Annotated in this window: 17 protein-coding genes and 1 tRNA gene; 3 read left to right on the top strand and 15 right to left on the bottom strand. The window is 58.1% G+C overall.

The features are described 5' to 3' along the window. Positions 1–39: 39 nt before the first annotated feature. From C7534_RS08835 to rpsU, 7 genes are all read right to left on the bottom strand, one after another. The gene (locus C7534_RS08835; protein WP_046029957.1) at positions 40–708 is read right to left on the bottom strand and encodes a hypothetical protein; all 669 of its coding nucleotides are present in this window, start codon (positions 706–708) and stop codon (positions 40–42) included. Positions 709–893: 185 nt separating this feature from the next. Continuing rightward, positions 894–1,184: a DUF3077 domain-containing protein gene (locus C7534_RS08830; protein WP_109785558.1), complete on the bottom strand. Its 291-nt coding sequence runs from the start codon at positions 1,182–1,184 to the stop codon at positions 894–896. Positions 1,185–1,587: 403 nt separating this feature from the next. Further along, positions 1,588–1,664, bottom strand: a tRNA-Ile gene (locus tag C7534_RS08820). Positions 1,665–1,679: 15 nt separating this feature from the next. Further along, positions 1,680–5,426, bottom strand: coding sequence for a bifunctional diguanylate cyclase/phosphodiesterase (locus tag C7534_RS08815; protein WP_109785556.1), 3,747 nt, complete (start codon positions 5,424–5,426; stop codon positions 1,680–1,682). Between the two features lie 122 nt (positions 5,427–5,548). Continuing rightward, positions 5,549–7,396: an RNA polymerase sigma factor RpoD gene (rpoD, locus tag C7534_RS08810; RefSeq protein WP_046029963.1), complete on the bottom strand. Its 1,848-nt coding sequence runs from the start codon at positions 7,394–7,396 to the stop codon at positions 5,549–5,551. Between the two features lie 67 nt (positions 7,397–7,463). Next, positions 7,464–9,443: a DNA primase gene (dnaG, locus tag C7534_RS08805; protein WP_109785555.1), complete on the bottom strand. Its 1,980-nt coding sequence runs from the start codon at positions 9,441–9,443 to the stop codon at positions 7,464–7,466. A gap of 482 nt (positions 9,444–9,925) precedes the next feature. Beyond that, complete coding sequence (rpsU, locus tag C7534_RS08800) at positions 9,926–10,141, bottom strand: 30S ribosomal protein S21 (protein WP_002551877.1); 216 nt, start codon at positions 10,139–10,141, stop codon at positions 9,926–9,928. Positions 10,142–10,340: 199 nt separating this feature from the next. On the opposite strand from rpsU, the gene tsaD reads away from it, so the two are divergent. Beyond that, the gene (tsaD, locus tag C7534_RS08795) at positions 10,341–11,366 is read left to right on the top strand and encodes a tRNA (adenosine(37)-N6)-threonylcarbamoyltransferase complex transferase subunit TsaD (RefSeq protein WP_109785554.1); all 1,026 of its coding nucleotides are present in this window, start codon (positions 10,341–10,343) and stop codon (positions 11,364–11,366) included. 23 nt (positions 11,367–11,389) lie between these two features. Here tsaD and plsY read toward each other — a convergent pair whose 3' ends face one another. After that, positions 11,390–11,959 carry a glycerol-3-phosphate 1-O-acyltransferase PlsY gene (gene plsY / locus C7534_RS08790; protein WP_046029970.1) on the bottom strand — a complete coding sequence of 190 codons (570 nt, stop codon included), beginning with the start codon at positions 11,957–11,959 and terminating at the stop codon, positions 11,390–11,392. Between the two features lie 74 nt (positions 11,960–12,033). Between plsY and folB the strand changes: the two genes are divergently transcribed. Together folB and folK are read left to right on the top strand one after the other, a co-directional pair. Continuing rightward, complete coding sequence (gene folB / locus C7534_RS08785; protein WP_077431164.1) at positions 12,034–12,390, top strand: dihydroneopterin aldolase; 357 nt, start codon at positions 12,034–12,036, stop codon at positions 12,388–12,390. Then, on the top strand, positions 12,381–12,899 hold the full coding sequence (gene folK / locus C7534_RS08780; RefSeq protein ID WP_077431165.1) for a 2-amino-4-hydroxy-6-hydroxymethyldihydropteridine diphosphokinase: 519 nt from the start codon (positions 12,381–12,383) through the stop codon (positions 12,897–12,899). Before folB ends, folK begins: the two co-directional genes overlap by 10 nt. Positions 12,900–12,981: 82 nt before the next feature. Here folK and C7534_RS08775 read toward each other — a convergent pair whose 3' ends face one another. From C7534_RS08775 to apaG, 7 genes are all read right to left on the bottom strand, one after another. After that, complete coding sequence (locus C7534_RS08775; protein ID WP_046029978.1) at positions 12,982–14,211, bottom strand: multifunctional CCA addition/repair protein; 1,230 nt, start codon at positions 14,209–14,211, stop codon at positions 12,982–12,984. A 63-nt stretch (positions 14,212–14,274) separates the two neighbouring features. Beyond that, positions 14,275–15,837, bottom strand: coding sequence for a SpoVR family protein (locus C7534_RS08770; RefSeq protein WP_046029980.1), 1,563 nt, complete (start codon positions 15,835–15,837; stop codon positions 14,275–14,277). Next, a complete protein-coding gene (locus tag C7534_RS08765; RefSeq protein ID WP_109785553.1) occupies positions 15,834–17,105 on the bottom strand; it encodes a YeaH/YhbH family protein in 1,272 nt (423 codons plus the stop codon). Before C7534_RS08765 ends, C7534_RS08770 begins: the two co-directional genes overlap by 4 nt. Before the next feature lie 204 nt (positions 17,106–17,309). Next, entirely contained in the window at positions 17,310–19,232 is a 1,923-nt protein-coding gene (locus C7534_RS08760) for a PrkA family serine protein kinase (RefSeq protein ID WP_046029985.1), read from the bottom strand. Between the two features lie 297 nt (positions 19,233–19,529). After that, entirely contained in the window at positions 19,530–19,859 is a 330-nt protein-coding gene (gene glpE / locus C7534_RS08755) for a thiosulfate sulfurtransferase GlpE (protein ID WP_008061556.1), read from the bottom strand. Beyond that, positions 19,856–20,773 carry a symmetrical bis(5'-nucleosyl)-tetraphosphatase gene (locus C7534_RS08750; protein WP_109785552.1) on the bottom strand — a complete coding sequence of 306 codons (918 nt, stop codon included), beginning with the start codon at positions 20,771–20,773 and terminating at the stop codon, positions 19,856–19,858. The genes glpE and C7534_RS08750 overlap by 4 nt, the downstream gene beginning before the upstream one ends. Then, the gene (gene apaG, locus C7534_RS08745; RefSeq protein WP_109785551.1) at positions 20,773–21,153 is read right to left on the bottom strand and encodes a Co2+/Mg2+ efflux protein ApaG; all 381 of its coding nucleotides are present in this window, start codon (positions 21,151–21,153) and stop codon (positions 20,773–20,775) included. Before apaG ends, C7534_RS08750 begins: the two co-directional genes overlap by 1 nt. Between the last annotated feature and the right edge of the window lie 4 nt (positions 21,154–21,157).

Raw genomic sequence — 21,157 nt, 5'->3', positions numbered from 1 at the left:
AAAAAGCCGCGCATTAGCGCGGCTTTTCTGTTTGGCCGCTCAGCAGCCAGGAGTCGGCAGTTCGGAGCCGATGGTAATCGCGGTAACCTGCACAGCCTGGAAGCTTTGCTGCGCCTGCGCGTCGAAATCTCTCTCACAGTTAAAACGAGTATCGGTGACAAAATCTTCGCCCTTGACCTTGGTCATGCTGGCCTGCCACTGGTTAGAGGCTTTCAGCGCTTGATCGCTGACCAGCACAACTTCCAGCAACACCTGACGGAAGTCCACAGCTCGCGGGCCGTCCCATAGCGCAAAAACCGACGGATCGGCAGCGTTGCCGCACATGGTCAGGCAGTCCGCGTAGAAATTCAGGTCCCCAGCCGCTTGTTGAAAGTTTCCGAAGGTCAGGGGCTTGTTGGCGGCCGGTGCGAACGATTCACCGATGAAGGATTTCAAGTCGGCTTGGCAGGTCGGCGAAAGCTCCATGCGCAGTTCACTTATTGTGCCGCCACCGGCAGTCGCCGTAATTTGGCAACCTTGAACCTCATAAGAGTGATGATCGCCCGAACTCTCACGTGCGACGCCGGCAACCGATTCGAAGTGACGCAGATTAGTGCCCAACATTTTTCCATTAAAAACATCGGCAACGCTGGCTTTCGCTTGGGCAATCGCAGGGCTGCCTGCAACAATCAGTGCTGTGAACAGGCTGGTAAAAATGGCTTTCTTCATCCGCAAATTCCTTTTGTCTCGATTGAGTCGAACGTGCCCTTCGACGATGAGGCGCGAACATACACAACGTTGATAGTGATTGGCCAGTAGTGAGTGCCAGGTCGCGTATCGGCGAATGCGTCACGACACTCGTGACGATGAGCTGAAGGTCTCGAATACTCGGGGCATAATCCTGTTGAGTGCTGTTACTCGGATTCCGTCGCGGTCCGCGCAGGTCGCGGTGTCAGCACTTTCACCACATCATCAATTACCGCCTTGCTCATCGCCGTCAGATAATGCGCGGCCCAAGCGTGGTGGTCGGTGTCCTTTGTGTAGGCGGCATCCTCGGCAAATGCCTTGGCGAGGAATAGCAGATTGGAGGCCTGTGCCAATGCTTCGACGATGGGGACACCGGGCCTGACGTTGAATAACGCCTGATCCGAGCAGTATATGAACGGAGTGAAGCCAATGGTTTTTAGTTCTGATTGGTTGTTCATGGTCAACTTCCTTGATTTGAGGAGATGCCAATTTCGTTTCCAAGCGAATGGGTGGCAGCTGTGCGCAGGTTGGAAAACCGGGAATCAAGGAACCGGCACGCCCTAAGACGTCCCGCGCACAGCCGCCATAACTCAGGTTGCAGATAAGCTGCTGCAATCGTAATCAGGGGCGCTGTTACGTTTTGATTCGACGGGTTTCCAAGCCCGATCACTGCATTGGCAGTGACGTCCGGAGAGTATCCCGTCGAACAAAAGCGCAACAAGGCAGCAAAGTGCCCATCACAAGATAATCAGATGTTGCCTACAACCTTGGCGGGCGTCATCTGATAGCTGCGACATACAACTTAAAGAAAACCAGCTCGTCGCATACGAAAAAGCCGCGCATTAGCGCGGCTTTTTTGTTTGGTGGGCCCACACGGACTTGAACCGTGGACCAAAGGATTATGAGTCCTCTGCTCTAACCAACTGAGCTATAGGCCCTCAGTAGGTCGCGGATTATAGCGACGGTTTCTCGGCTGTGCTATCCGAAAAATCGGATACGGCTATACGAAGAAACGTCGCGGCAAATTCGTCGGGGGGCAGCGGCAGGCTGACGATGTAGCCCTGGATCTGTTCACAGCCTTCGGCAGTGAGGAATTCCTGTTGGGCCACGGTCTCGACGCCTTCGGCAATGACGGTAAATTGCATGCTGCGGCCCAGCGCGATGATCGCGCGAACGATCGCCGCATCGTGCGGATCGTCAGGCAGGCCGCGGACGAACGACTGATCGATCTTGAGAATATCCAGCGGCAAGCGCTTGAGGTAGCTCAGCGACGAATAGCCCGTACCGAAGTCATCGATGGCCAACTGAACACCCAGTTGTTTGAGTTGGTGCAGCACCGCCAGCGCTTCTTCGGCCTGGCTCATGATGAAGTTTTCGGTAATCTCCAGTTGCAGAAAACCCGGCGCGAGATGGCTGTCCTTGAGCAGTTGTTCGATCCGCCCCAACAGGTTCGGTTGGCGCAGTTGGGCGCCTGCGAGGTTGACCGAGAGCGGGCCGAGGCATTCATACACCTGATTCCACTCTTGCATCTGCCGGCAAGCCGTCTCGAGTACCCAGTCGCCAATTTGCAGAATCATGCCGTTTTCTTCGGCCAGGGGAATGAAGTGTTCCGGCGGCACGGTGCCGAAGGTCGGGTGATGCCAGCGAATCAGCGCTTCGGCGCCGACCAGTCGATGGTCGGCGAGGCTGATTTTCGGTTGGTAATGCAGGAATAGTTCGTTGCGCTCGATGGCGCGCCGCAGCTCATGTTCCAGCGCCACGCGTTCGCTGGCCTGTGCGGTGAGGTCGCGGGTGTAGCTTTCAACCCGGTTACGCCCCTTGGCCTTGGAGCGGTACATCGCCGCGTCGGCGTTTTTGACCAGCGTGGCGACGTCCCAGCCGTCGTTGGGGTACAGGCTGGTGCCGATACTGGCGCTGATGAAAAACTCATGCTCCCCGGCCTGGAAGGGCGCGGAGAAACAGTTGAGCAGCTTGGTCGCAATATTGTCGGCATCGCTGGATTGCTGAAGGCCCGGTAGCAGAATGATGAATTCGTCACCACCAAGGCGCGCAACGGTATCGATATCGCGCAACTGCTCTTTGAGGCGCACGGCGATGCCTTTGAGCAGCAGGTCACCGACCGGGTGGCCGAGGCTGTCGTTGATGTGCTTGAAGCGGTCCAGGTCGAGGAACAGCACTGCGCCCTGGCCGCCGTTTTCCTTCTGCGAGTTGAGTGCGGTTTGTAGTCGGCTTTCGAACAGCGTGCGGTTTGGCAGGCCGGTCAGTGGGTCGTGATGCGCCTGGTAGTCGAGTTTGGCCTGGGCGTGTTTGAGGCTGGAAATATCGGCAAATACCGCCACAAAGTGGGTGATGAATTTTTCCCGGTTGCGCACAGCGTTGATGGTCAGCCAGCTCGGATAGAGTTCGCCGTTCTTGCGGCGGTTGGAAATCTCGCCTTGCCAATGACCTTCGGCTGTCAACTGATGCCACATCGCGGCATAGAATGCGCTGTCGTGGAGGCCCGAAGCGAGCAGGCGAGGGGTGTGGCCCAGCGCTTCGCTCTCGCTGTAGCCGGTAATCTCGGTAAAGGCACGGTTGACCGCGCTGATGTGCTGTTGGGTGTCGGTGATCAACACACCTTCGGCTGTGCTTTCGAACACGGTGGCGGCCTGTTGCAGCTTTTCCTGCATGAGGTGCCGCTCGGTAATGTCCCGGGCAATGGTCAGCATGCAATCTTCATCGCCGATCGGCAGCGGACGGCTCGATACCTCGCAGAGGCGGATCTGCCCGTCGCTGCGGCGGATGTGGCAGCTGAAGTCGCGGACGAAGCCATCGCGGTGCAGCAGGTCGAGCATTTGCTTGCGTTCGTTGAGGTTGACCCATATCCCCAGGTCCAGGGCCGACCGGTCCACGGACATTGCGCTGTTGAAACCGGTAATGCGGCTGAATCCTTCATTGACCTCCAGCAGTAACCCGTCGCTCTGGCGCGACAGCAACAAACCGTCTGGGGAAGCATGAAAGGCCTTGGCGAATTTCTCTTCGGAGGTTTGCAGTTGTTGCTGGGTTTCTTTTAGCTGGCTGATGTCACGCACCACCACTACGAGGGCGGGAGTGGTATCGAGATCAAAGGGTTCGGCGGAAATCAGGCCGGTAAACACGTGGCCATTACTGCGACGAAAGGGCATTTCCAGGTTGCGGATACTGCCGGCCTGCAGACGTTGCAGCAGGCCGGGACCCACACCGGGTATGCCCCAGATGTTCAGGTCGGTGGCGGTCTGGCCTATGACCTCTTCGGCCTTGAGACCAATCTGTTCTTCGAACGCTTTGTTGACCTCCAGCAGACAACCGTCACTAAGCCGCGCGATCACCAGGATGTCCGGGCACTGCTGGAATACCGAGGCGAATTTTTGCTCGGAAAGGCTTAGCGCCTCTTCAGTGCGCTTGGCATCACTGATGTCGATCATCAACCCGCGCAACACCGGCTCATGGCCGTGCTCGATCAGGCTGACGATGTCGCGCACCCACAGGCAGCGGCCATCGGCGGTGATGACCCGGTAATCAACGCTGTGATCGCGCCCGGCCAGCACTTCGTGATCGCAGTAGGTTTGAGCCCGTGTCAGGTCCGCAGGGTGGATGATATTGCGCCAGAACCCCGGAATCAGCCAATGGGACAGGGGATATCCCAGCAGGTCTTCGGCGTGTGGCGACACGTAGCTGTAGGTGTAATCGCTGATCCGTGCTTCCCACGCGATGGCCGACAGACTCTCGACCAGCCCGCGATAGTGGTACTCGCTGCTGCGCAGCTCCTGTTCGAGGTCGACCCGACGAGCAATTTCAGAACTCAGTCGACGATTGATCCGAATCACCACGGCCAGCATGACCATCAGAAACAGCAGCCCCGGCAAGCCGTAAGCCAGCAGATCCGACCAGAAGCTACGGTGATCCAGGACATTTCCGACCCAGTGTTCCTGAATGGCGCTGATTTCACTCGGGCTCATGTCCGCCAGCACTTTATCCAGAATGCCGACCAGCACCTTGTTGTTGGGGGGCACGGCCATTGCCAGTTGATAGCGATACGGGGTTTCGCCGCTGACATACAACCCTTCGAGCTTGAGCTGACGAAGGCTCCAGACGCTGGAAGCGAGATCGCCCACCACGGCGTCTACTTCATCGGTGGCCAGCGCCTGCAAGGCTGAACTCACATTGGACATCGGCACCAGATTCAAGTCTGGGTGGTGGGTGCGCAGTAGCTCATGCGGCGCATAGTTTTCCACCACGGCAATCTTTAGCCCGTACAGGTCTTCGAGCTTGTGCGGTTGGGCGCCGCCGACATGGGCCAGGATGACAATCGGAAAGTCGAGGTAGGGGCGCGTAAACGACAGGTATGACTGGCGTTCCGGGGTCGACATGATGCCCGGTAACATGTCTAGCTTGCCTTGCTTGGCCTGTTCCAGTACGACCGTCCAACTGACCGGCTCGATGGGCGTGAGTTTGATCGCCAGCCTTTGGCGGATCACGTTGATGTAGTCCGCGGCCAGGCCTTGATAGCGGCCCTGTTCGTCGCGGAACTCAAATGGCGGCCATGACGCGTCCACACCCAAGCGTAAATCCGGGTGTGCGGTCAGCCAGCTACGTTCGTCGTCGGTCAGAGTCAGCGCGCCAGCCGTTGCGGTCCAGGTCATCAGCGACAGCAAAAAAAGCACGGTCGGCAGTCTGGGCATAACGGTCTCGTTATGGCTCGGGGGAATGTTTCGAGTGTAGACGGGCTAAGCGGTGGGGGGGATGTGCGGGGGATTTAATCTGCATAAAGCAAAACCCCCGGCCTGGGCCGGGGGTTCTGTTGTTACTCGTCGAGGAAGGAGCGCAAATGCTCGCTTCTCGTCGGGTGGCGCAGCTTGCGCAGTGCCTTGGCTTCGATCTGACGAATCCGTTCACGGGTCACGTCGAACTGCTTACCAACTTCCTCAAGGGTGTGGTCGGTATTCATGTCGATACCGAAGCGCATGCGCAGAACCTTGGCTTCACGTGCAGTGAGGCCGGACAGCACTTCGCGAGTCGCTTCTTTAAGGCTCTCAACAGTGGCGACATCGATTGGCGACTGCATGGTCGAGTCTTCGATGAAGTCACCCAGATGGGAGTCCTCGTCATCACCGATCGGGGTTTCCATGGAGATCGGCTCTTTAGCGATCTTCAATACCTTGCGGATCTTGTCCTCAGGCATTTCCATGCGTTCGCCCAGCTCTTCCGGAGTCGGTTCGCGACCCATTTCCTGCAACATCTGACGGGAAATACGGTTGAGCTTGTTGATCGTCTCGATCATGTGCACCGGAATACGGATGGTGCGGGCCTGGTCGGCGATCGAGCGAGTGATCGCCTGACGGATCCACCAGGTGGCATAAGTCGAGAATTTGTAGCCGCGGCGGTATTCGAACTTGTCTACCGCTTTCATCAAGCCGATGTTGCCTTCCTGGATCAGATCGAGGAATTGCAGGCCACGGTTGGTGTACTTCTTGGCGATGGAGATCACCAGACGCAAGTTCGCTTCGACCATCTCTTTCTTCGCGCGGCGGGCCTTGGCCTCACCGATCGACATGCGACGGTTGATGTCCTTGATCTCGGCGATCGTCAAACCGGTTTCGGTTTCCAGCGCGGTCAGCTTCTGCTGGCAACGAATGATGTCCGGTTGCAGGCGACCAATGGCTTCAGCGTATTTGCTCTTGCCTTTGGCCAGTGCATCGGTCCAGCTTTCGTCAACTTCATTGCCTGGGAACTGGCGCAGGAAGTCGGCACGCGGCATGCGGGCATCACGAACGCAAAGTTGCATGATCGCGCGCTCTTGCTGACGCAGACGATCCAGGGCACTGCGAACACGCTCGACCAGGCCTTCGAATTGCTTCGGAACCAGTTTGATCGGCATGAACAGCTCAGCCAGGGCCAACAGCTCGGCGATTGCCAGCTTATTGCCACGACCGTGCTTTTTCAGCGCCTTGCGGGTGATTTCCATCTGATCGGAGACAGCGCCAAAACGCTGTGCAGCGATGATCGGATCCGGGCCGCTTTCGGCTTCTTCTTCGTCATCCGTTGCTTCGGCGTCATCGTCGTCGGTGTCGTCGGCAGCGGGAGCGGCTTTCGGATCGATCGGCGGTGGCACTTCTGCAGCAGGCGGTGCAATGCCGTCGTCCGGGTCGATATAACCGCTCAGGACGTCGGACAGGCGGCCACCTTCGGTGGTGACGCGAGTGTATTCGGAGAGAATATGGTCAACCGTGCCAGGGAAGTGCGCAATTGCGCCCATCACTTCGCGGATGCCCTCTTCAATACGTTTGGCGATTTCGATTTCGCCTTCACGTGTGAGGAGCTCTACCGTACCCATTTCACGCATGTACATGCGCACTGGGTCGGTGGTGCGACCAATGTCGGTCTCGACCGCTGCCAACGCTGCTGCTGCCTCTTCGGCCGCGGCTTCGTCGGTATCGGCGTCGGCCAGCATAAGGGAATCCTTATCTGGCGCAACCTCGAATACGTTGATCCCCATGTCATTGATCATGCGGATGATGTCTTCCACCTGTTCCGGATCTGAAATATCCTCCGGCAGGTGGTCGTTGACCTCCGCGTAAGTCAGGTAACCCTGCTCACGACCAAGTGTGATCAACTCTTTGATACGAGACTGCTGTTGCGCTTTTCCGGACATAACACCCTATCCACTGAAGGTCTTGGCGGGCAAAAAACAAGCCGAGGATTATACCTGAGCTATGACCTCACGCGCCAGTTGAGGTCGGGTTTGATACAGCCATATTGCGTTTTAATAGGTCGCGCATCTGATTTGCTATCTGATTTGCTTCCTCCGCGGTCAATCCTGGCTGCCTTGCTTTCCTGATTAGTACTTCCAGGCTATCCGTGTGTTGAGCGGCTGATAGCCTAGTAATGGTGTCTAAAAACTGTTGTTCAAGGTTGTCACCTGCAATCAGCCATTCCTTTTCCGCCAATGCCTTGAGCAAACGCCCCTGCTCAGTCCCGTGCCAGCGGGCCATAAGCTGAATTGAGTTTAGCTTAGGATTTTTTTGCACCGCTTCGATCAGTGCGACCAGCAGCTGTGCGTAGGTATTGCTCTCATTGGCGAAATGGTCGGCGGTTTCTACCCGGCCGGCCAGGTCTGGATGATGAATGAGGGTTCGAAGTGCGATCAGCGTTGGGGCTTCCACGGCAATTGGAGTGCGCGGGGCGCTCGGTTGATCACGATCGCCACCGCGTTTGCCATTCTTGTCCCAGGGTTTCTTGTCCCACTTCTTGCCGCCAGCGCCGGGTTTTTTCGGCGTCCACTCCTGCTGCGGCGCGTACATCTCTTGTGACTGCGGCTGATGGTAGTCGCTGTAATCGGGCATGGCGTCGTAATCGATGCCTGGATCGTATGCCGGTGGCGCTTCCTGCGGGGCGCTTTGCGCCAGTTGGCTGACGGCTTCACCGCTAAGCCCGGTGATTTCGCTCAGACGCTGGCGCATCAGGATGCGCAGGTTGGCACCCGGTACCTTGTCGATCAGCGGCGCGGCGAGGGTGGCCATGTGGGCCTTTCCTTCCAGCGAGCGCGGGTCCGACTCCTCGGTCAACTGCTGGAAGAAATAATCCGCCAGTGGCTGGGCGTGCTGGTTGATTCGCGCACGGAAGGCATCCGTGCCTTCGGAGCGAACCAATGTATCCGGGTCTTCGCCTTCCGGCAGGAACAGAAAGCGTGCGCGCCGCCCGTCTTGTAGGCAGGGCAGTGTCGCTTCCAGTGCCCGCCAGGCGGCATTACGGCCAGCCTGGTCGCCGTCGAAACAGAACAGCACGTTGGGCACGACGCGAAACAGACGCTTCAAGTGCTCTTCGCTGGTGGCGGTGCCCAGGGTCGCGACGGCATTGCGCAGGCCTTGCTGGGCGAGGGCGATGACGTCCATATAGCCTTCGACGACGATGATTTCGTCGAGGTTGCGGTTGTTTTTGCGTGCTTCATAAAGACCGTAGAGTTCCTGGCCTTTATGGAAGACCGGTGTTTCCGGTGAGTTCAGGTATTTCGGTTTGTCGTCGCCCAGTACCCTGCCGCCGAAAGCGATGATGCGCCCACGGCTGTCGCGAATCGGGAACATCACGCGATCGCGGAAGCGGTCATAGCGTTTGCCTGTTTCGGCGTTCTCGATCAGCAGCCCGGCGTCGACCATGGCTTTTTGTTGCAGGGTATCGCTGCTCAAGTGCTTGAACAGGTTGTCCCAGCCCGGCGGGGCAAAGCCGAGGCCGAAGTCGCGGGCAATCTCGCCGGTCAGTCCGCGGCCCTTCAAGTAATCCACCGCGGCTTTGCGTGACGGATGGCTTTTCAGCGCCTGACGATAAAAGTCGGCGGCAGCGGTGAGCAGCGGATACAGCGGCGAATCGGTTGGTTGCCGCGTTTTGTGCGCCCGACCGCTTTCTTCACGGGGGATTTCCATACCGGCTGCTTTGGCCAGTTCTTCGACGGCCTGGACGAAATCCAGGTTGTCGTGGTCCATGATGAAGCCGAGGGCGTTACCGCCAGCACCGCAGCCGAAGCAGTAATAGAACTGTTTGTCGGGGCTGACGCTGAAAGACGGGGTTTTCTCTTTGTGGAACGGGCAGCAAGCGGTGTGGTTCTTGCCGGCCTTTTTCAATTGCAGGCGCGAGCTGACCACATCGACGATGTCGGTGCGGTTCAGAAGGTCGTCAATGAAGCTCTGGGGAATTAGCCCGGCCATGGCGTTCTCGTCATCTGCGCTGAAATGGACCTTTAACGAAGGGCGGCCGGACGCGGGTCGTTGTTTGAGGCGCGCAAAAAGTGCGGCTCGACCGGTGTCGTCTGCGTAATCGCTATCGGGGAGTGTATCTGCCGAAAATCCACTGACGTTAATACCAATCAGTAATCGACTGTTTGAAAGTGTTGCGCTGAATCCGCTGCGGCCTGTCGATGGCCTCGGATAGCTCAATAAGCGGGCACGCAAGCAGGTGCCTTGGGCTGATCGTCGTGAGAGGAATCAGTGGGTGTGCTCGTCAGTAGCCTTGGAAGGCTCGTCAGAAAAGACGTGCACCGCTGGCAAAAGAGCCAGGTCTGACGCTGTAAAGCAGGTTTGTCTTGGTCGCGTCTGCGGCTTCGACAGTGAAGCATCAAGCGTTTTACGCAAATGCCATTAGCCCGGCTGAGAGCCGGGCTTGGCAGAAGCTTGCTACGATCGTCTGTGTATTAGTACAGACGAACGGCGCGGCGCTGTTCGCGCTGAACTTTCTTCGCGTGACGCTTAACAGCGGCTGCTGCTTTGCGCTTACGCTCGGAAGTTGGCTTCTCGTAAAATTCGCGGCTACGAACTTCAGCCAGTACACCGGCTTTTTCGCAGGAGCGCTTGAAACGACGCAGAGCTACGTCGAAGGGTTCGTTCTCTTTTACTTTGACGGCTGGCATCCAGAGCTACCTTCATTCATTACCGGGGTCAACATCCTCGCGGCAAAAGAGCACTTGAAGACGTCGGTTTTTAAGGGTTGCGGATGTTAACTCCTCATCGCTCGGAATGCAAAGCCTCTGATCGAAAACCGCTGGTCGGGGCATCACGCGGCGACTATTATGCGCGCCTTCGAATTCAGCCTAAACAAGGCGCAAACCCATGCTAGTACTGGGATTAGAAACCTCCTGCGACGAAACCGGCGTCGCATTATATGACAGTGAACGCGGGCTGTTGGCCGACGCACTGTTCAGTCAGATCGACTTGCACCGCGCCTATGGTGGTGTGGTGCCGGAGCTGGCCTCGCGCGATCACGTGAAACGGATGCTGCCCTTGATTCGTCAGGTGTTGGCCGAAGCTGGCTGTGTGCCGACCGAGATCGACGCGATCGCTTATACCGCGGGTCCTGGCCTGGTTGGGGCGTTGCTGGTGGGGGCTTCCTGCGCCCAGGCGCTGGCCTTTGCCTGGGGTATTCCGGCCTTGGGTGTGCACCACATGGAAGGCCACTTGCTGGCGCCTATGCTGGAGACGCAACCGCCCGAATTCCCGTTCGTCGCTTTGTTGGTGTCCGGTGGTCATACGCAGTTGGTTCAGGTCGACGGGATCGGTCAGTACACGCTTTTGGGCGAGACGCTGGATGATGCCGCCGGTGAGGCCTTTGACAAGACCGCGAAGATGATGGGGCTCAATTATCCGGGCGGCCCGGAAATCGCGCGTCTGGCCGAGCAAGGTGTTGCGGGACGATTCACGTTTCCGCGTCCGATGTGCGACCGTCCAGGCCTGGCATTCAGTTTCAGTGGCTTGAAAACCTTCGCCCTGAACACCTGGCAGCAAAGCGTCAGCGCCGGGGACGACAGCGAGCAAGCCCGTTGCGACATCTCTCTGGCGTTCCAGCAGGCCGTGGTGGAGACTTTGACCATCAAGTGCAAGCGAGCCCTGAAGCAAGCGGGCATGAAGCGCCTGGTGATTGCCGGGGGCGTCAGCGCCAACAAGGCCCTGCGCACCTCGCTGGAGAAAATGCTCGGCGACATGAAGGGTGATGTGTTTTATGCCCGCCCGGAGTTCTGCACCGACAATGGCGCGATGATCGCGTTTGCCGGTTGCCAGCGCTTGCAGGCCGGCCAGCATGAATCTTTGGCGATCAGCGTGCAGGCGCGTTGGCCGATGGAGCAGTTGTCTGCGCTTTGATGAGCCGCGCTCACGTCCGGTATTTAAAAATGCCGTTCGCGCCCGGCAAACAGGTCGCGTAGATTGCCGCGATGACGCCAGACAATCAGCCCGGTGAGCACGCTCATGGGCAGCAACGCCGCCGGTTCTTGCCAGGCAAGCAGCGGCAGCGTCAGGGGTGTGGCGATCAGGGCGGCGAGTGAGCTGGTGCGGGTCAGGTAGAATGTCAGCAGCCAGGCGCAGACCGCCAGCAACGCGGCGGGCGGGTATAGCCCCAGCAACATGCCGGCCGCGGTGGCGACACCTTTGCCACCGCGAAAGCGAAAGTACACTGGAAACAGATGGCCGATGACGGCGCAGATGCCGATCCAGGCCTGTTCTTGCAGCGAAAGACCGGCAAGAGCGGCGATCAGCACGGGCAGCAAGCCTTTGCAGAGGTCGCCGAGAAGGGTCAGGACGGCGAGTTTCTTGCCGGCCAGGCGCAACATGTTGGTGGCACCGGCATTGCCTGAGCCACTCATTCGCGGATCGGGACTCCCGGTCAGGCGGCTGAGCAAAATGGCGAAGGACAGCGAGCCGAGCAGGTAGGCGAGGATCGCCAATAACCAAAACATGCTAACTATTCCGGGCGAGGACGCCCTGATTCTAACGGCGCATTGCGCCCTTGTCGTGCAGCGGAGAAAAGTGCTTGGACAGAGTGTTTATCGAGGGCCTGGAAGTCGACACCGTGATCGGTGCCTACGACTGGGAGCGAGGCATCCGACAGTGCCTGCGTCTTGATCTGAGCTTCGCCTGGGACAATCGCCCGGCCGCCGCCGGTGACGACCTGACCCTGGCGCTCGATTACGCCAGTGTGTCGTCGCGCATCCAGGCGTTTGCCGAGCAGGCGCAATACCAACTGGTCGAGACTTTTGCCGAGCGTCTGGTTGAAGTGCTGATGAATGAATTCAAGATCACCTGGATGCGCCTCAAGCTGACCAAGCCTGGCGCTGTCCCGGCGGCCACCGGTGGTGTGGGCGTGGAGATCGAGCGCGGATGTCGCTGACTCAGGTGTACCTCGGGCTCGGTAGCAATATCGAGCGTGAAACCCATTTGCAGGCAGGTCTGGATGCCCTTGCGGAGTTTCTGGTGGATATCCGCTGTTCGGCGGTGTTCGAAAGCCAGCCAGTGGGCATCAAGAGCGGGCCGTTCTTCAATTTCGTGGTGTCGGCTTACACCGATCTGCCGCTGATGGAGCTCGACCGTCGATTGAAATTCATCGAGGCGGACAACGGTCGCTACGCACCGGACCGCAAGGGATTGCCGCTGGATATCGACGTCCTGCTGTTTGGTGATCTGGTGGGTAATTTTGATGGTTTGATCCTGCCGCGAGCCGAAATTTTGAAGAACGCTTTCGTGCTGTGGCCGTTATCGCTGATTGCGCCTGATCGCGTGCATCCGGGTGTAGGAAAGAGCTTTGCGACCTTGTGGGGCGAAGCGCAGATTGATCAAGTATTGGCGCCGGTTGCGTTTGAGTGGCGTGGCGAGCAGCTAACACCTTCGAATTTGCTGTGATTTGACTGACATCATCGCGGGCAAGCCCGCTCCCACAAGGGTTGCATCGTACCTGTGGGAGCGGGCTTGCCCGCGATAGCTTTCAGACAGACGCCGCTTCTTTGTAGGCCTTCAGCGCCTTCAGTCGTTCACGCTTGATCGCTTCACCCAACTCCGGCCCTTTGAAGCCCTTCTCCAGCAGCGGCTGGACCGCCACGCTTCTGGCTGCCGTCGCCGCACCGCGCAAATAATCCGCCTGTGGATAAGTTCTCTGTTCCAGACCTTTGCGTCCGCGTGCATCCATCTCACACGCGTGGATAAATTCTTCGAACCGCTGAGGTCGTCGGTAGACGTCAAAACTCTGTAGCAAATCCAGCAGCGTCGAAGGCTTCAGCTCCAGGGCGCGATGACCATGGGTATGATATTCGCCCACCAGCAGTGCCAGTTCCTGGCAATCTCTCGGTGCCTTGAACCGTTCGTTGACCGCTTTGATCAGCTTCAAACCCCTGTGTTCATGGGCAATGTGCCGGGGCCAGTCTTCTTCGGGTGTCAGTCCTTTGCCCAGGTCATGCAGCAGGCAGGCCCAGCGCACGGTCAGCGGTTGTTTGTGATGCGCCGCTTGCTCGAGCACGCTCAGCGTATGCACCCCGGTGTCGATTTCCGGGTGATGAGCCTCGGGCTGGGGGACGCCAAACAACGCGTCAACTTCAGGCATCAGCACCTTGAGAGCGCCGCACCCGCGCAGCACTTCGATGAACACTTGCGGCTGATCTTCCATCAATGCTCGGGAAATTTCTTTCCAGCTGCGTTCGGCGGTCAGCGCTTCCAGTTCGCCCGATTCGCTGAGCTGGCGCATCAACTCCATGGTCTCGGGCGCGACGTTGAAACCTAGCGGCGCATAGCGTGCTGCAAAACGGGCGACGCGCAGGACACGGAGCGGATCTTCGGCGAACGCGGGGGAAACGTGACGAAGAAGGCGGGCTTCCAGATCGCGCTGGCCATGGTAGGGGTCGGTCAGGTTTTGCTGATCGTCCTCGGCCATGGCGTTAATCGTCAGGTCGCGACGGATCAGGTCTTCTTCGAGGGTGACTTCGGGACTGGCGTGAAAGGTGAAACCGCCATATCCGCGTCCACTCTTGCGTTCGGTACGGGCAAGGGCATATTCCTCACCGCTTTTAGGGTGAAGAAATACCGGGAAGTCCGCCCCGACCGGGCGAAATCCCTTGGCGAGCATCTCTTCAGTGGTGGCGCCCACCACGACCCAGTCGATATCGGTGACAGGTTTGCCGAGCAGGCGATCACGTACGGCACCGCCGACTTTATAAATCTGCATAAAAAACCTCCGTTAGCTCGACAGAATAACCGTTGCGTCGAACTTTCGGAGGCTCAAACCCGCTCAAAGATGAATGACGGCCAAGTCCAGCCGGCCGTAATCCCCTTCGCTATGCTCGTTTCTGGGTGGAACGTGATGGGTTTTCATCACCTGATCGCCTTGCAAGGTTTCCAGGTGGATATCAAAACCCCACAGGCGGTGCAGGTGCTTGAGCACTTCCTCGGTGGACTCGCCCAGCGGTTTGCGGTCGTGTTGCTGGTGGCGCAGGGTCAGGGAGCGGTCGCCGCGCCGGTCAATGCTGTAAATCTGCACGTTGGGTTCGCGATTGCCCAGGTTGTACTGCGCCGCCAGGGTTTCACGGATGATTCGGTAGCCTTCTTCATCGTGAATCGCTGGTACGAGCAGGTCGTCCTTTTGATCGTCATCGAGAATGCTGAACAGTTTCAGGTCGCGAATCACTTTCGGTGACAGGTACTGAAGGATAAAACTCTCATCCTTGAAGCTGCTCATGGCGAACTTGATGGTTGACAGCCAGTCGGTGCCGGCAATTTCCGGGAACCAGTGGCGATCTTCATCGGTGGGTTCTTCGCACATCCGCCGGATGTCCCGGTACATGGCAAACCCGAGGGTGTAAGGGTTGATTCCGCTGTAGTAAGGGCTGTCAAAGCCGGGTTGAAACACAACGCTGGTGTGGGATGTCAGGAACTCCATCATGAAGCCGTCGGTGACCAGGCCTTCGTCGTACAGGTCGTTCATCAACGTGTAGTGCCAGAACGTGGCCCAGCCTTCGTTCATCACCTGGGTCTGGCGCTGAGGGTAAAAATACTGAGCGATCTTGCGCACGATCCGCACGATTTCCCGCTGCCAAGGCTCCAGTAGCGGCGCGTGTTTTTCGATGAAGTACAGGATATTTTCCTGAGGTTCGGCGGGGAAGCGTGCATTGTCCTTGTCGCTGTACTTGTCTGCGCCTTTTGGAATCGTGCGCCACAAATCATTGATCTGTTTCTGCAAATGCTCTTCCCGATCCTTTTGCCGGCGCCGTTCTTCTTCAGCGGAAATCGGGTAGGGGCGTTTGTAGCGGTCGACACCGTAGTTCATCAGTGCGTGGCAGGAGTCCAGCAAGTCCTCCACCGCGTCGATGCCGTGGCGCTCCTCGCACTGCATGATGTACTGCTTGGCAAACACCAGGTAATCAATGATCGAGCTGGCGTCGGTCCAGGTGCGGAACAGGTAATTGCCTTTGAAAAAGCTGTTATGCCCGTAGCAGGCATGTGCCACGACGAGCGCCTGCATGCAGATGGTGTTTTCTTCCATCAGGTAAGCGATGCACGGGTCTGAGTTGATCACGATCTCGTAGGCCAGCCCCATCTGCCCGCGACTGTAGGACTTTTCCGTGCTGAGGAAGTGTTTGCCGTAGGACCAATGGTGGTACCCCAGTGGCATACCGACCGAGGCGTAGGCGTCCATCATCTGCTCGGCGGTGATGACTTCGATCTGGTTGGGGTACGTATCGAGTGCGTAACGAGCTGCCAGGCGGCTGATTTCGCGGTCATAGGCCTGGATCAGCTCGAACGTCCATTCGGAGCCGGTGGAAATGGGTTGGCGCTTCTGCTCTTTGGCGGTCATGTCACTAACCTGCGCTGGAAGAGTTCACGGAAGACCGGGTAGATATCCCCGGCCGAGACCAGTTGCTGCTGGGCGAAAGTGTCAGAAAAGGCTTCGGCTATGCGCTCGTACTCGAACCACAGGGCCTGATGTTCGCGCGGGGTGATCTCAACGTAAGTGTAGTACTGCACGAACGGCATTATCTGGTTGATCAGAATGTCACGGCAGATCGGCGAATCGTCATTCCAGTTGTCGCCGTCCGAAGCCTGGGCGGCATAAATGTTCCACTCGTTGCTCGGATAACGCTCGGCCATGATCTCCTGCATCAGTTTCAAGGCACTGGACACGATGGTGCCGCCGGTTTCGCGCGAGTAGAAGAACTCTTCTTCATCCACTTCGCGGGCACTGGTGTGGTGGCGGATGAACACGACGTCGATCTTGTCGTAGTTACGCTTGAGAAACAGGTACAGCAGGATAAAGAAGCGCTTGGCGATGTCCTTGGTCGCCTGCGTCATGGAGCCGGAGACGTCCATCAGGCAGAACATCACCGCTTTGGAACTGGGATTGGGCTGCTTGATGAGCAGGTTGTACTTGAGGTCGAACGTATCGAGGAACGGGATGCGATGAATGCGCGCACTGAGTTTTTCGATTTCTTCTTCGATTTTCTGGATATCGCCGAAGTTGTCCGGTTCCTCCAGCTTCAGGCGCAGAAGTTCTTCTTTGGCTTCACGCAGTTTCGCCCGGCTGCTGCCGGACAGGGCAATGCGCCGTGCGTGGGCCGAACGCAGGGTGCGGATGATGTTGATGCGCGACGGGTTGCCTTCGTTGCTGATGCCTGCACGCACCGTTTTGAACGTGTCGGTGCCGGTCAGGTTGCGTTTGACCAGATTCGGCAATTCGAGGTCTTCGAACATGAACTCGAGGAATTCTTCCTGGGTGATCTGGAAGACGAATTCGTCCATCCCTTCACCCGAGTTGCCAGCCTTGCCGGGGCCTCTACCGCCGCTACCTCCGGGTGGGCGGGCGATGTGCTCGCCGCTGGTGAACTCCTTGTTGCCTGGATGTACGACGGTTTGTTTGCCGCCGCGACCGTGATGAAGCACCGGTTCGTCGATGTCCCGACCGGGAATGCTGATCTGTTCGCCGTGTTCCATGTCGGTAATGGACCGCCGGCTGACCGCCTCTTCGACAGCCTTTTTGATGTGGTCACGGTAACGCCGCAGAAACCGCTGACGGTTCACCGTGCTCTTGTTCTTGCCATTGAGACGTCGGTCGATCACATAGCTCATGACTGCTCCTTAGAAGCTGTCCTGAAAGGGGCGAGCGGTGGTGCAGCATCGAACCGAGGGCCAAGGGATATGCGACGCTCCCCCAAGCGCTGTGGATGCTGCTTGAACTCGCTACCGACTTTCGAACACCTTCCAGAGGCTTGTGTAACAGAAAATGCATGCACAGGCCTCTGGCTGACGACAACCGGTCTGACCGGCAGCGGGTTATTGTGATTTTCTGACCCGCAGGTACCACTCGGACAGCAGTCGGACCTGTTTGTCGGTGTAACCGCGCTCGACCATCCGTGTGACGAAGTCGTTGTGCTTCTGCTGGTCCTCTTTGCTGGCCTTGGCGTTGAAGCTGATGACCGGCAGGAGGTCCTCGGTGTTGGAGAACATTTTCTTCTCGATGACCACCCGAAGTTTTTCGTAGCTGAGCCAGGTCGGGTTCTTGCCGTTGTTGTTGGCCCGGGCGCGCAGCACGAAGTTGACGATTTCGTTGCGGAAATCCTTCGGATTGCTGATGCCGGCCGGTTTCTCGATTTTCTCCAACTCTTCGTTCAGGGCGACACGATTGAGGATTTCGCCGGTTTCCGGGTCGCGGTATTCCTGGTCCTGGATCCAGAAGTCGGCGTACAGCACGTAGCGATCGAAGATGTTCTGGCCGTACTCGCTGTACGATTCGAGGTAAGCGGTCTGGATTTCCTTGCCGATGAACTCGATGTAACGCGGTGCCAGGTACTCCTTGAGGAAGCGCAGGTAGCGCTCGCGGGTTTCAGCCTGGAACTGTTCCTGTTCGATCTGTTGTTCCAGCACGTACAGCAAATGCACCGGGTTGGCGGCGATTTCGTGCGGATCGAAGTTGAAGACCTTCGACAGGATCTTGAACGCGAAGCGGGTCGAAAGACCGTTCATGCCTTCGTCGACACCAGCGTTGTCGCGGTATTCCTGGATCGACTTGGCCTTCGGATCGGTGTCCTTGAGGTTTTCACCGTCGTACACACGCATCTTGGAGTAGATGTTCGAGTTTTCCGGCTCCTTGAGGCGCGAGAGCACGGTGAACTGGGCAAGCATTTTCAGGGTGTCGGGCGCGCAATGGGCCTTGGCCAGCGAACTGTTGAACAGCAGCTTGTCGTAGATCTTCACTTCGTCGCTGACCCGCAGGCAGTACGGCACTTTGACGATGTAGATCCGGTCGATAAACGCTTCGTTGTTCTTGTTGTTGCGGAAGGTGTGCCATTCCGATTCGTTGGAGTGGGCCAGCAGGATCCCGGTAAACGGGATCGCCCCGAGGCCTTCGGTACTGTTGTAGTTACCTTCCTGGGTGGCGGTCAGCAATGGGTGCAGCACCTTGATCGGCGCCTTGAACATTTCGACGAATTCCATCAGCCCCTGGTTGGCGCGGCACAGGGCGCCCGAGTAGCTGTAAGCATCGGCGTCGTTCTGTGGGTATTCTTCCAGTTTGCGGATATCGACCTTGCCCACCAGGGCCGAGATGTCCTGGTTGTTCTCGTCACCCGGCTCGGTCTTGGCCACGGCGATCTGATTGAGGATCGACGGATAGAGTTTCACCACCCGGAACTGGCTGATGTCGCCGCCGAATTCGGCCAGGCGCTTGGTGGCCCATGGCGACATGATGGTGTTGAGGTAGCGCCGCGGGATGCCGAAGTCTTCTTCGAGGATCGCGCCATCTTCGGTGGCGTTGAACAGACCCAGTGGCGACTCGAATACCGGTGAGCCCTTGATTGCGTAGAAGGGCACTTTTTCGATCAGTTGTTTCAGCTTCTCGGCCAGGGATGACTTACCGCCACCGACGGGGCCAAGCAAGTAGAGGATCTGTTTCTTTTCTTCCAGGCCCTGAGCGGCATGACGGAAATACGACACGATCTGGTCGATGCATTCTTCCATCCCGTGGAAGTCTTCAAAGGCCGGATAGCGACGGATCACTTTGTTGGAAAAGATTCGCGACAGTCTCGAGTTGGTCGAGGTGTCGAGCAGCTCCGGTTCTCCGATGGCCAGCAGCAGACGCTCGGCGGCGGAAACGTAGGCGCTGCGGTCCTTTTTGCACAGCTCAAGATACTCTTGCAGTGAGAGTTCTTCCTGGCGTGTGGACTCGAAGCGTTGTTGGAAGTGGCTAAAGATACTCATGACGTCACCTCGCTCGATACGTGGAGCCGACGCCGGATCACTCAGTCGATGCTGGCAGCAACCGAACAGGCGGTTGCTGTTTACCCCCCAGAACTCTTTCGGTGCTGACTACGCCGAAAGCTACTCCCGATGACCCGCGCGCCGGTGTACCGGCTCTCCCCTGTTTTGGATGGCCTGCGCTTAAGGATAGTTGGGAATTCGGGAGGTAAAGGCGAGATACGTAATAAGTTATGCCAGACCGTTCGTCTGCCATCGCGCGAGCCCGCGGGGCACGGGGGCTCGCACGTTACAAAAAAATTATTCCGAGGTGCCTTGCGCTGTTTCCGCAGGATAGGTCGTGCGCCACAGCTCAAAACCGCCATCCATGCTGTAGACGTCCGAGAATCCCTGGCTAATCAGGTAGGCCGCGGCGCCCTGGCTGGAATTGCCGTGGTAGCAGACCACGACGGTGGGGGCGTCCAGGTCTGCGCCCTGGATAAAGGCATGCAGGGAATGGTTGTCCAGATGCTTCGAGCCGCTGATATGCAGCGCGGCGAAGGTAGCAGGGTCGCGAACATCGACCACCACGGCGCCTTGTTCACGCAGGGCCTGAGCCTGCTCTGGGGGGATACGTTTGAATTCGCTCATGGCGGGCTCCTGTGGCTCGTCGGTAACGCAGTCTGGCGCGGGGCGCTGGCTGGCGATTGTTCGGTAGTGATTGGGGCGATTGGTGGAGTGCTATGGCCCTGGTCGTCGCATTTGCATTGCAGGCGCTCGCCGGTGTCGACATTCATCAGCGTCATGGCGCCACCCCACACACAACCGGTATCGAGGGCAAAGATCCCCGGCTCGTCACACTGGCCTTCGAGTGCAGCCCAATGACCGAAGATGATCTTCAGGTCTTTGGTCTTGCGCTCTTTGTAAGTGAACCATGGCTTATAGCCCGGTAGTGCAGTGTCGGCGCCTTCCTTGCTCTTGAGGTCGAGTTTGCCCTCGCGAGTGCAGAAACGCATGCGGGTGAAATAGTTGGTGATGACACGCAGGCGGGCTACACCCTTGAGGTCGTTGTCCCATTTCACCGGTTCGTTGCCATACATACCGTCGAGGTACGGCGCGATACGGTTGTCGTCGTGCAGCGCCTCTTCAACTTCGGCGGCGTATTTCAGGGCTTTGCGCAACGACCACTGGGGCGGGATGCCGGCATGAACCAGTGCGATGTTGCGCAGTTCGTCGTAGTGCATGAGCTTTTGCTGGCGCAGCCATTCCAGCAGTTCCGCGCGATCAGGCGCTTCGAGTATCTCGCGCAGGGTGTCGGCTTTCTTCAGGCGTTCAATGTTATGCCCGGCGGCCAGCAAGTGCAGGTCGTGGTTGCCCAGGACACACACCAGCGATTCGCGAATGCCGTAGAGAAAGCGCAGTGTCGCCAGCGACTGCGGGCCGCGGTTGACCAGGTCGCCTACCAGCCAGAGGTGATCCTTTGCAGGGTCGAAGGCGACTTGTTCAAGCAAGCATTGCAGGGGCTCGAGGCAGCCTTGCAAGTCGCCGACCGCGTACGTTGCCATTAGTGCAAGGCTCCGGGCACCGCCAGACGGAATGGAGCGATGATGGCGTCGAAATGCTTACCGTCGTCGGCAATCATCTGATAAGTGCCTTGCATGGTGCCGACCTTGGTGGTCATGACCGTGCCGCTGCTGTACGTGTGGCTCTCGCCCACCTCGATCAACGGTTGCTGGCCAACCACGCCGGCACCGCGAACCTCTTCGACATGCCCGTCACCATCGGTGATCACCCAATGCCGCGACAGCAGTTTGGCCGGTAACTCGCCGTTGTTGTGCACGGTAATGGTGTACGCAAAGGCAAAGCGGCTTTGCTCGGGTTGCGATTGTTCTGCCAGATAGCGGGTGACGACGCTGACGTCGACCTGATAACGAGGATCGGACATGCAA

Source organism: Pseudomonas sp. OV226 (assembly GCF_003148705.1).
Classification (GTDB): Bacteria; Pseudomonadota; Gammaproteobacteria; order Pseudomonadales; family Pseudomonadaceae; genus Aquipseudomonas.
Note: the sequence above shows the minus strand (reverse complement) of the source record. Positions and strands in the feature narration are given on the sequence as shown.

What these genes read in the sequence shown, in the direction of transcription:
- C7534_RS08835 (WP_046029957.1), bottom strand. Translation starts at nt 708, where the DNA reads ATGAAGAAAGCCATTTTTACCAGCCTGTTCACAGCACTGATTGTTGCA.
- C7534_RS08830 (WP_109785558.1), bottom strand. Translation starts at nt 1,184, where the DNA reads ATGAACAACCAATCAGAACTAAAAACCATTGGCTTCACTCCGTTCATA.
- C7534_RS08815 (WP_109785556.1), bottom strand. Translation starts at nt 5,426, where the DNA reads ATGCCCAGACTGCCGACCGTGCTTTTTTTGCTGTCGCTGATGACCTGG.
- rpoD (WP_046029963.1), bottom strand. Translation starts at nt 7,396, where the DNA reads ATGTCCGGAAAAGCGCAACAGCAGTCTCGTATCAAAGAGTTGATCACA.
- dnaG (WP_109785555.1), bottom strand. Translation starts at nt 9,443, where the DNA reads ATGGCCGGGCTAATTCCCCAGAGCTTCATTGACGACCTTCTGAACCGC.
- rpsU (WP_002551877.1), bottom strand. Translation starts at nt 10,141, where the DNA reads ATGCCAGCCGTCAAAGTAAAAGAGAACGAACCCTTCGACGTAGCTCTG.
- tsaD (WP_109785554.1), top strand. Translation starts at nt 10,341, where the DNA reads ATGCTAGTACTGGGATTAGAAACCTCCTGCGACGAAACCGGCGTCGCA.
- plsY (WP_046029970.1), bottom strand. Translation starts at nt 11,959, where the DNA reads ATGTTTTGGTTATTGGCGATCCTCGCCTACCTGCTCGGCTCGCTGTCC.
- folK (WP_077431165.1), top strand. Translation starts at nt 12,381, where the DNA reads ATGTCGCTGACTCAGGTGTACCTCGGGCTCGGTAGCAATATCGAGCGT.
- C7534_RS08775 (WP_046029978.1), bottom strand. Translation starts at nt 14,211, where the DNA reads ATGCAGATTTATAAAGTCGGCGGTGCCGTACGTGATCGCCTGCTCGGC.
- C7534_RS08770 (WP_046029980.1), bottom strand. Translation starts at nt 15,837, where the DNA reads ATGACCGCCAAAGAGCAGAAGCGCCAACCCATTTCCACCGGCTCCGAA.
- C7534_RS08765 (WP_109785553.1), bottom strand. Translation starts at nt 17,105, where the DNA reads ATGAGCTATGTGATCGACCGACGTCTCAATGGCAAGAACAAGAGCACG.
- C7534_RS08760 (WP_046029985.1), bottom strand. Translation starts at nt 19,232, where the DNA reads ATGAGTATCTTTAGCCACTTCCAACAACGCTTCGAGTCCACACGCCAG.
- glpE (WP_008061556.1), bottom strand. Translation starts at nt 19,859, where the DNA reads ATGAGCGAATTCAAACGTATCCCCCCAGAGCAGGCTCAGGCCCTGCGT.
- C7534_RS08750 (WP_109785552.1), bottom strand. Translation starts at nt 20,773, where the DNA reads ATGGCAACGTACGCGGTCGGCGACTTGCAAGGCTGCCTCGAGCCCCTG.
- apaG (WP_109785551.1), bottom strand. Translation starts at nt 21,153, where the DNA reads ATGTCCGATCCTCGTTATCAGGTCGACGTCAGCGTCGTCACCCGCTAT.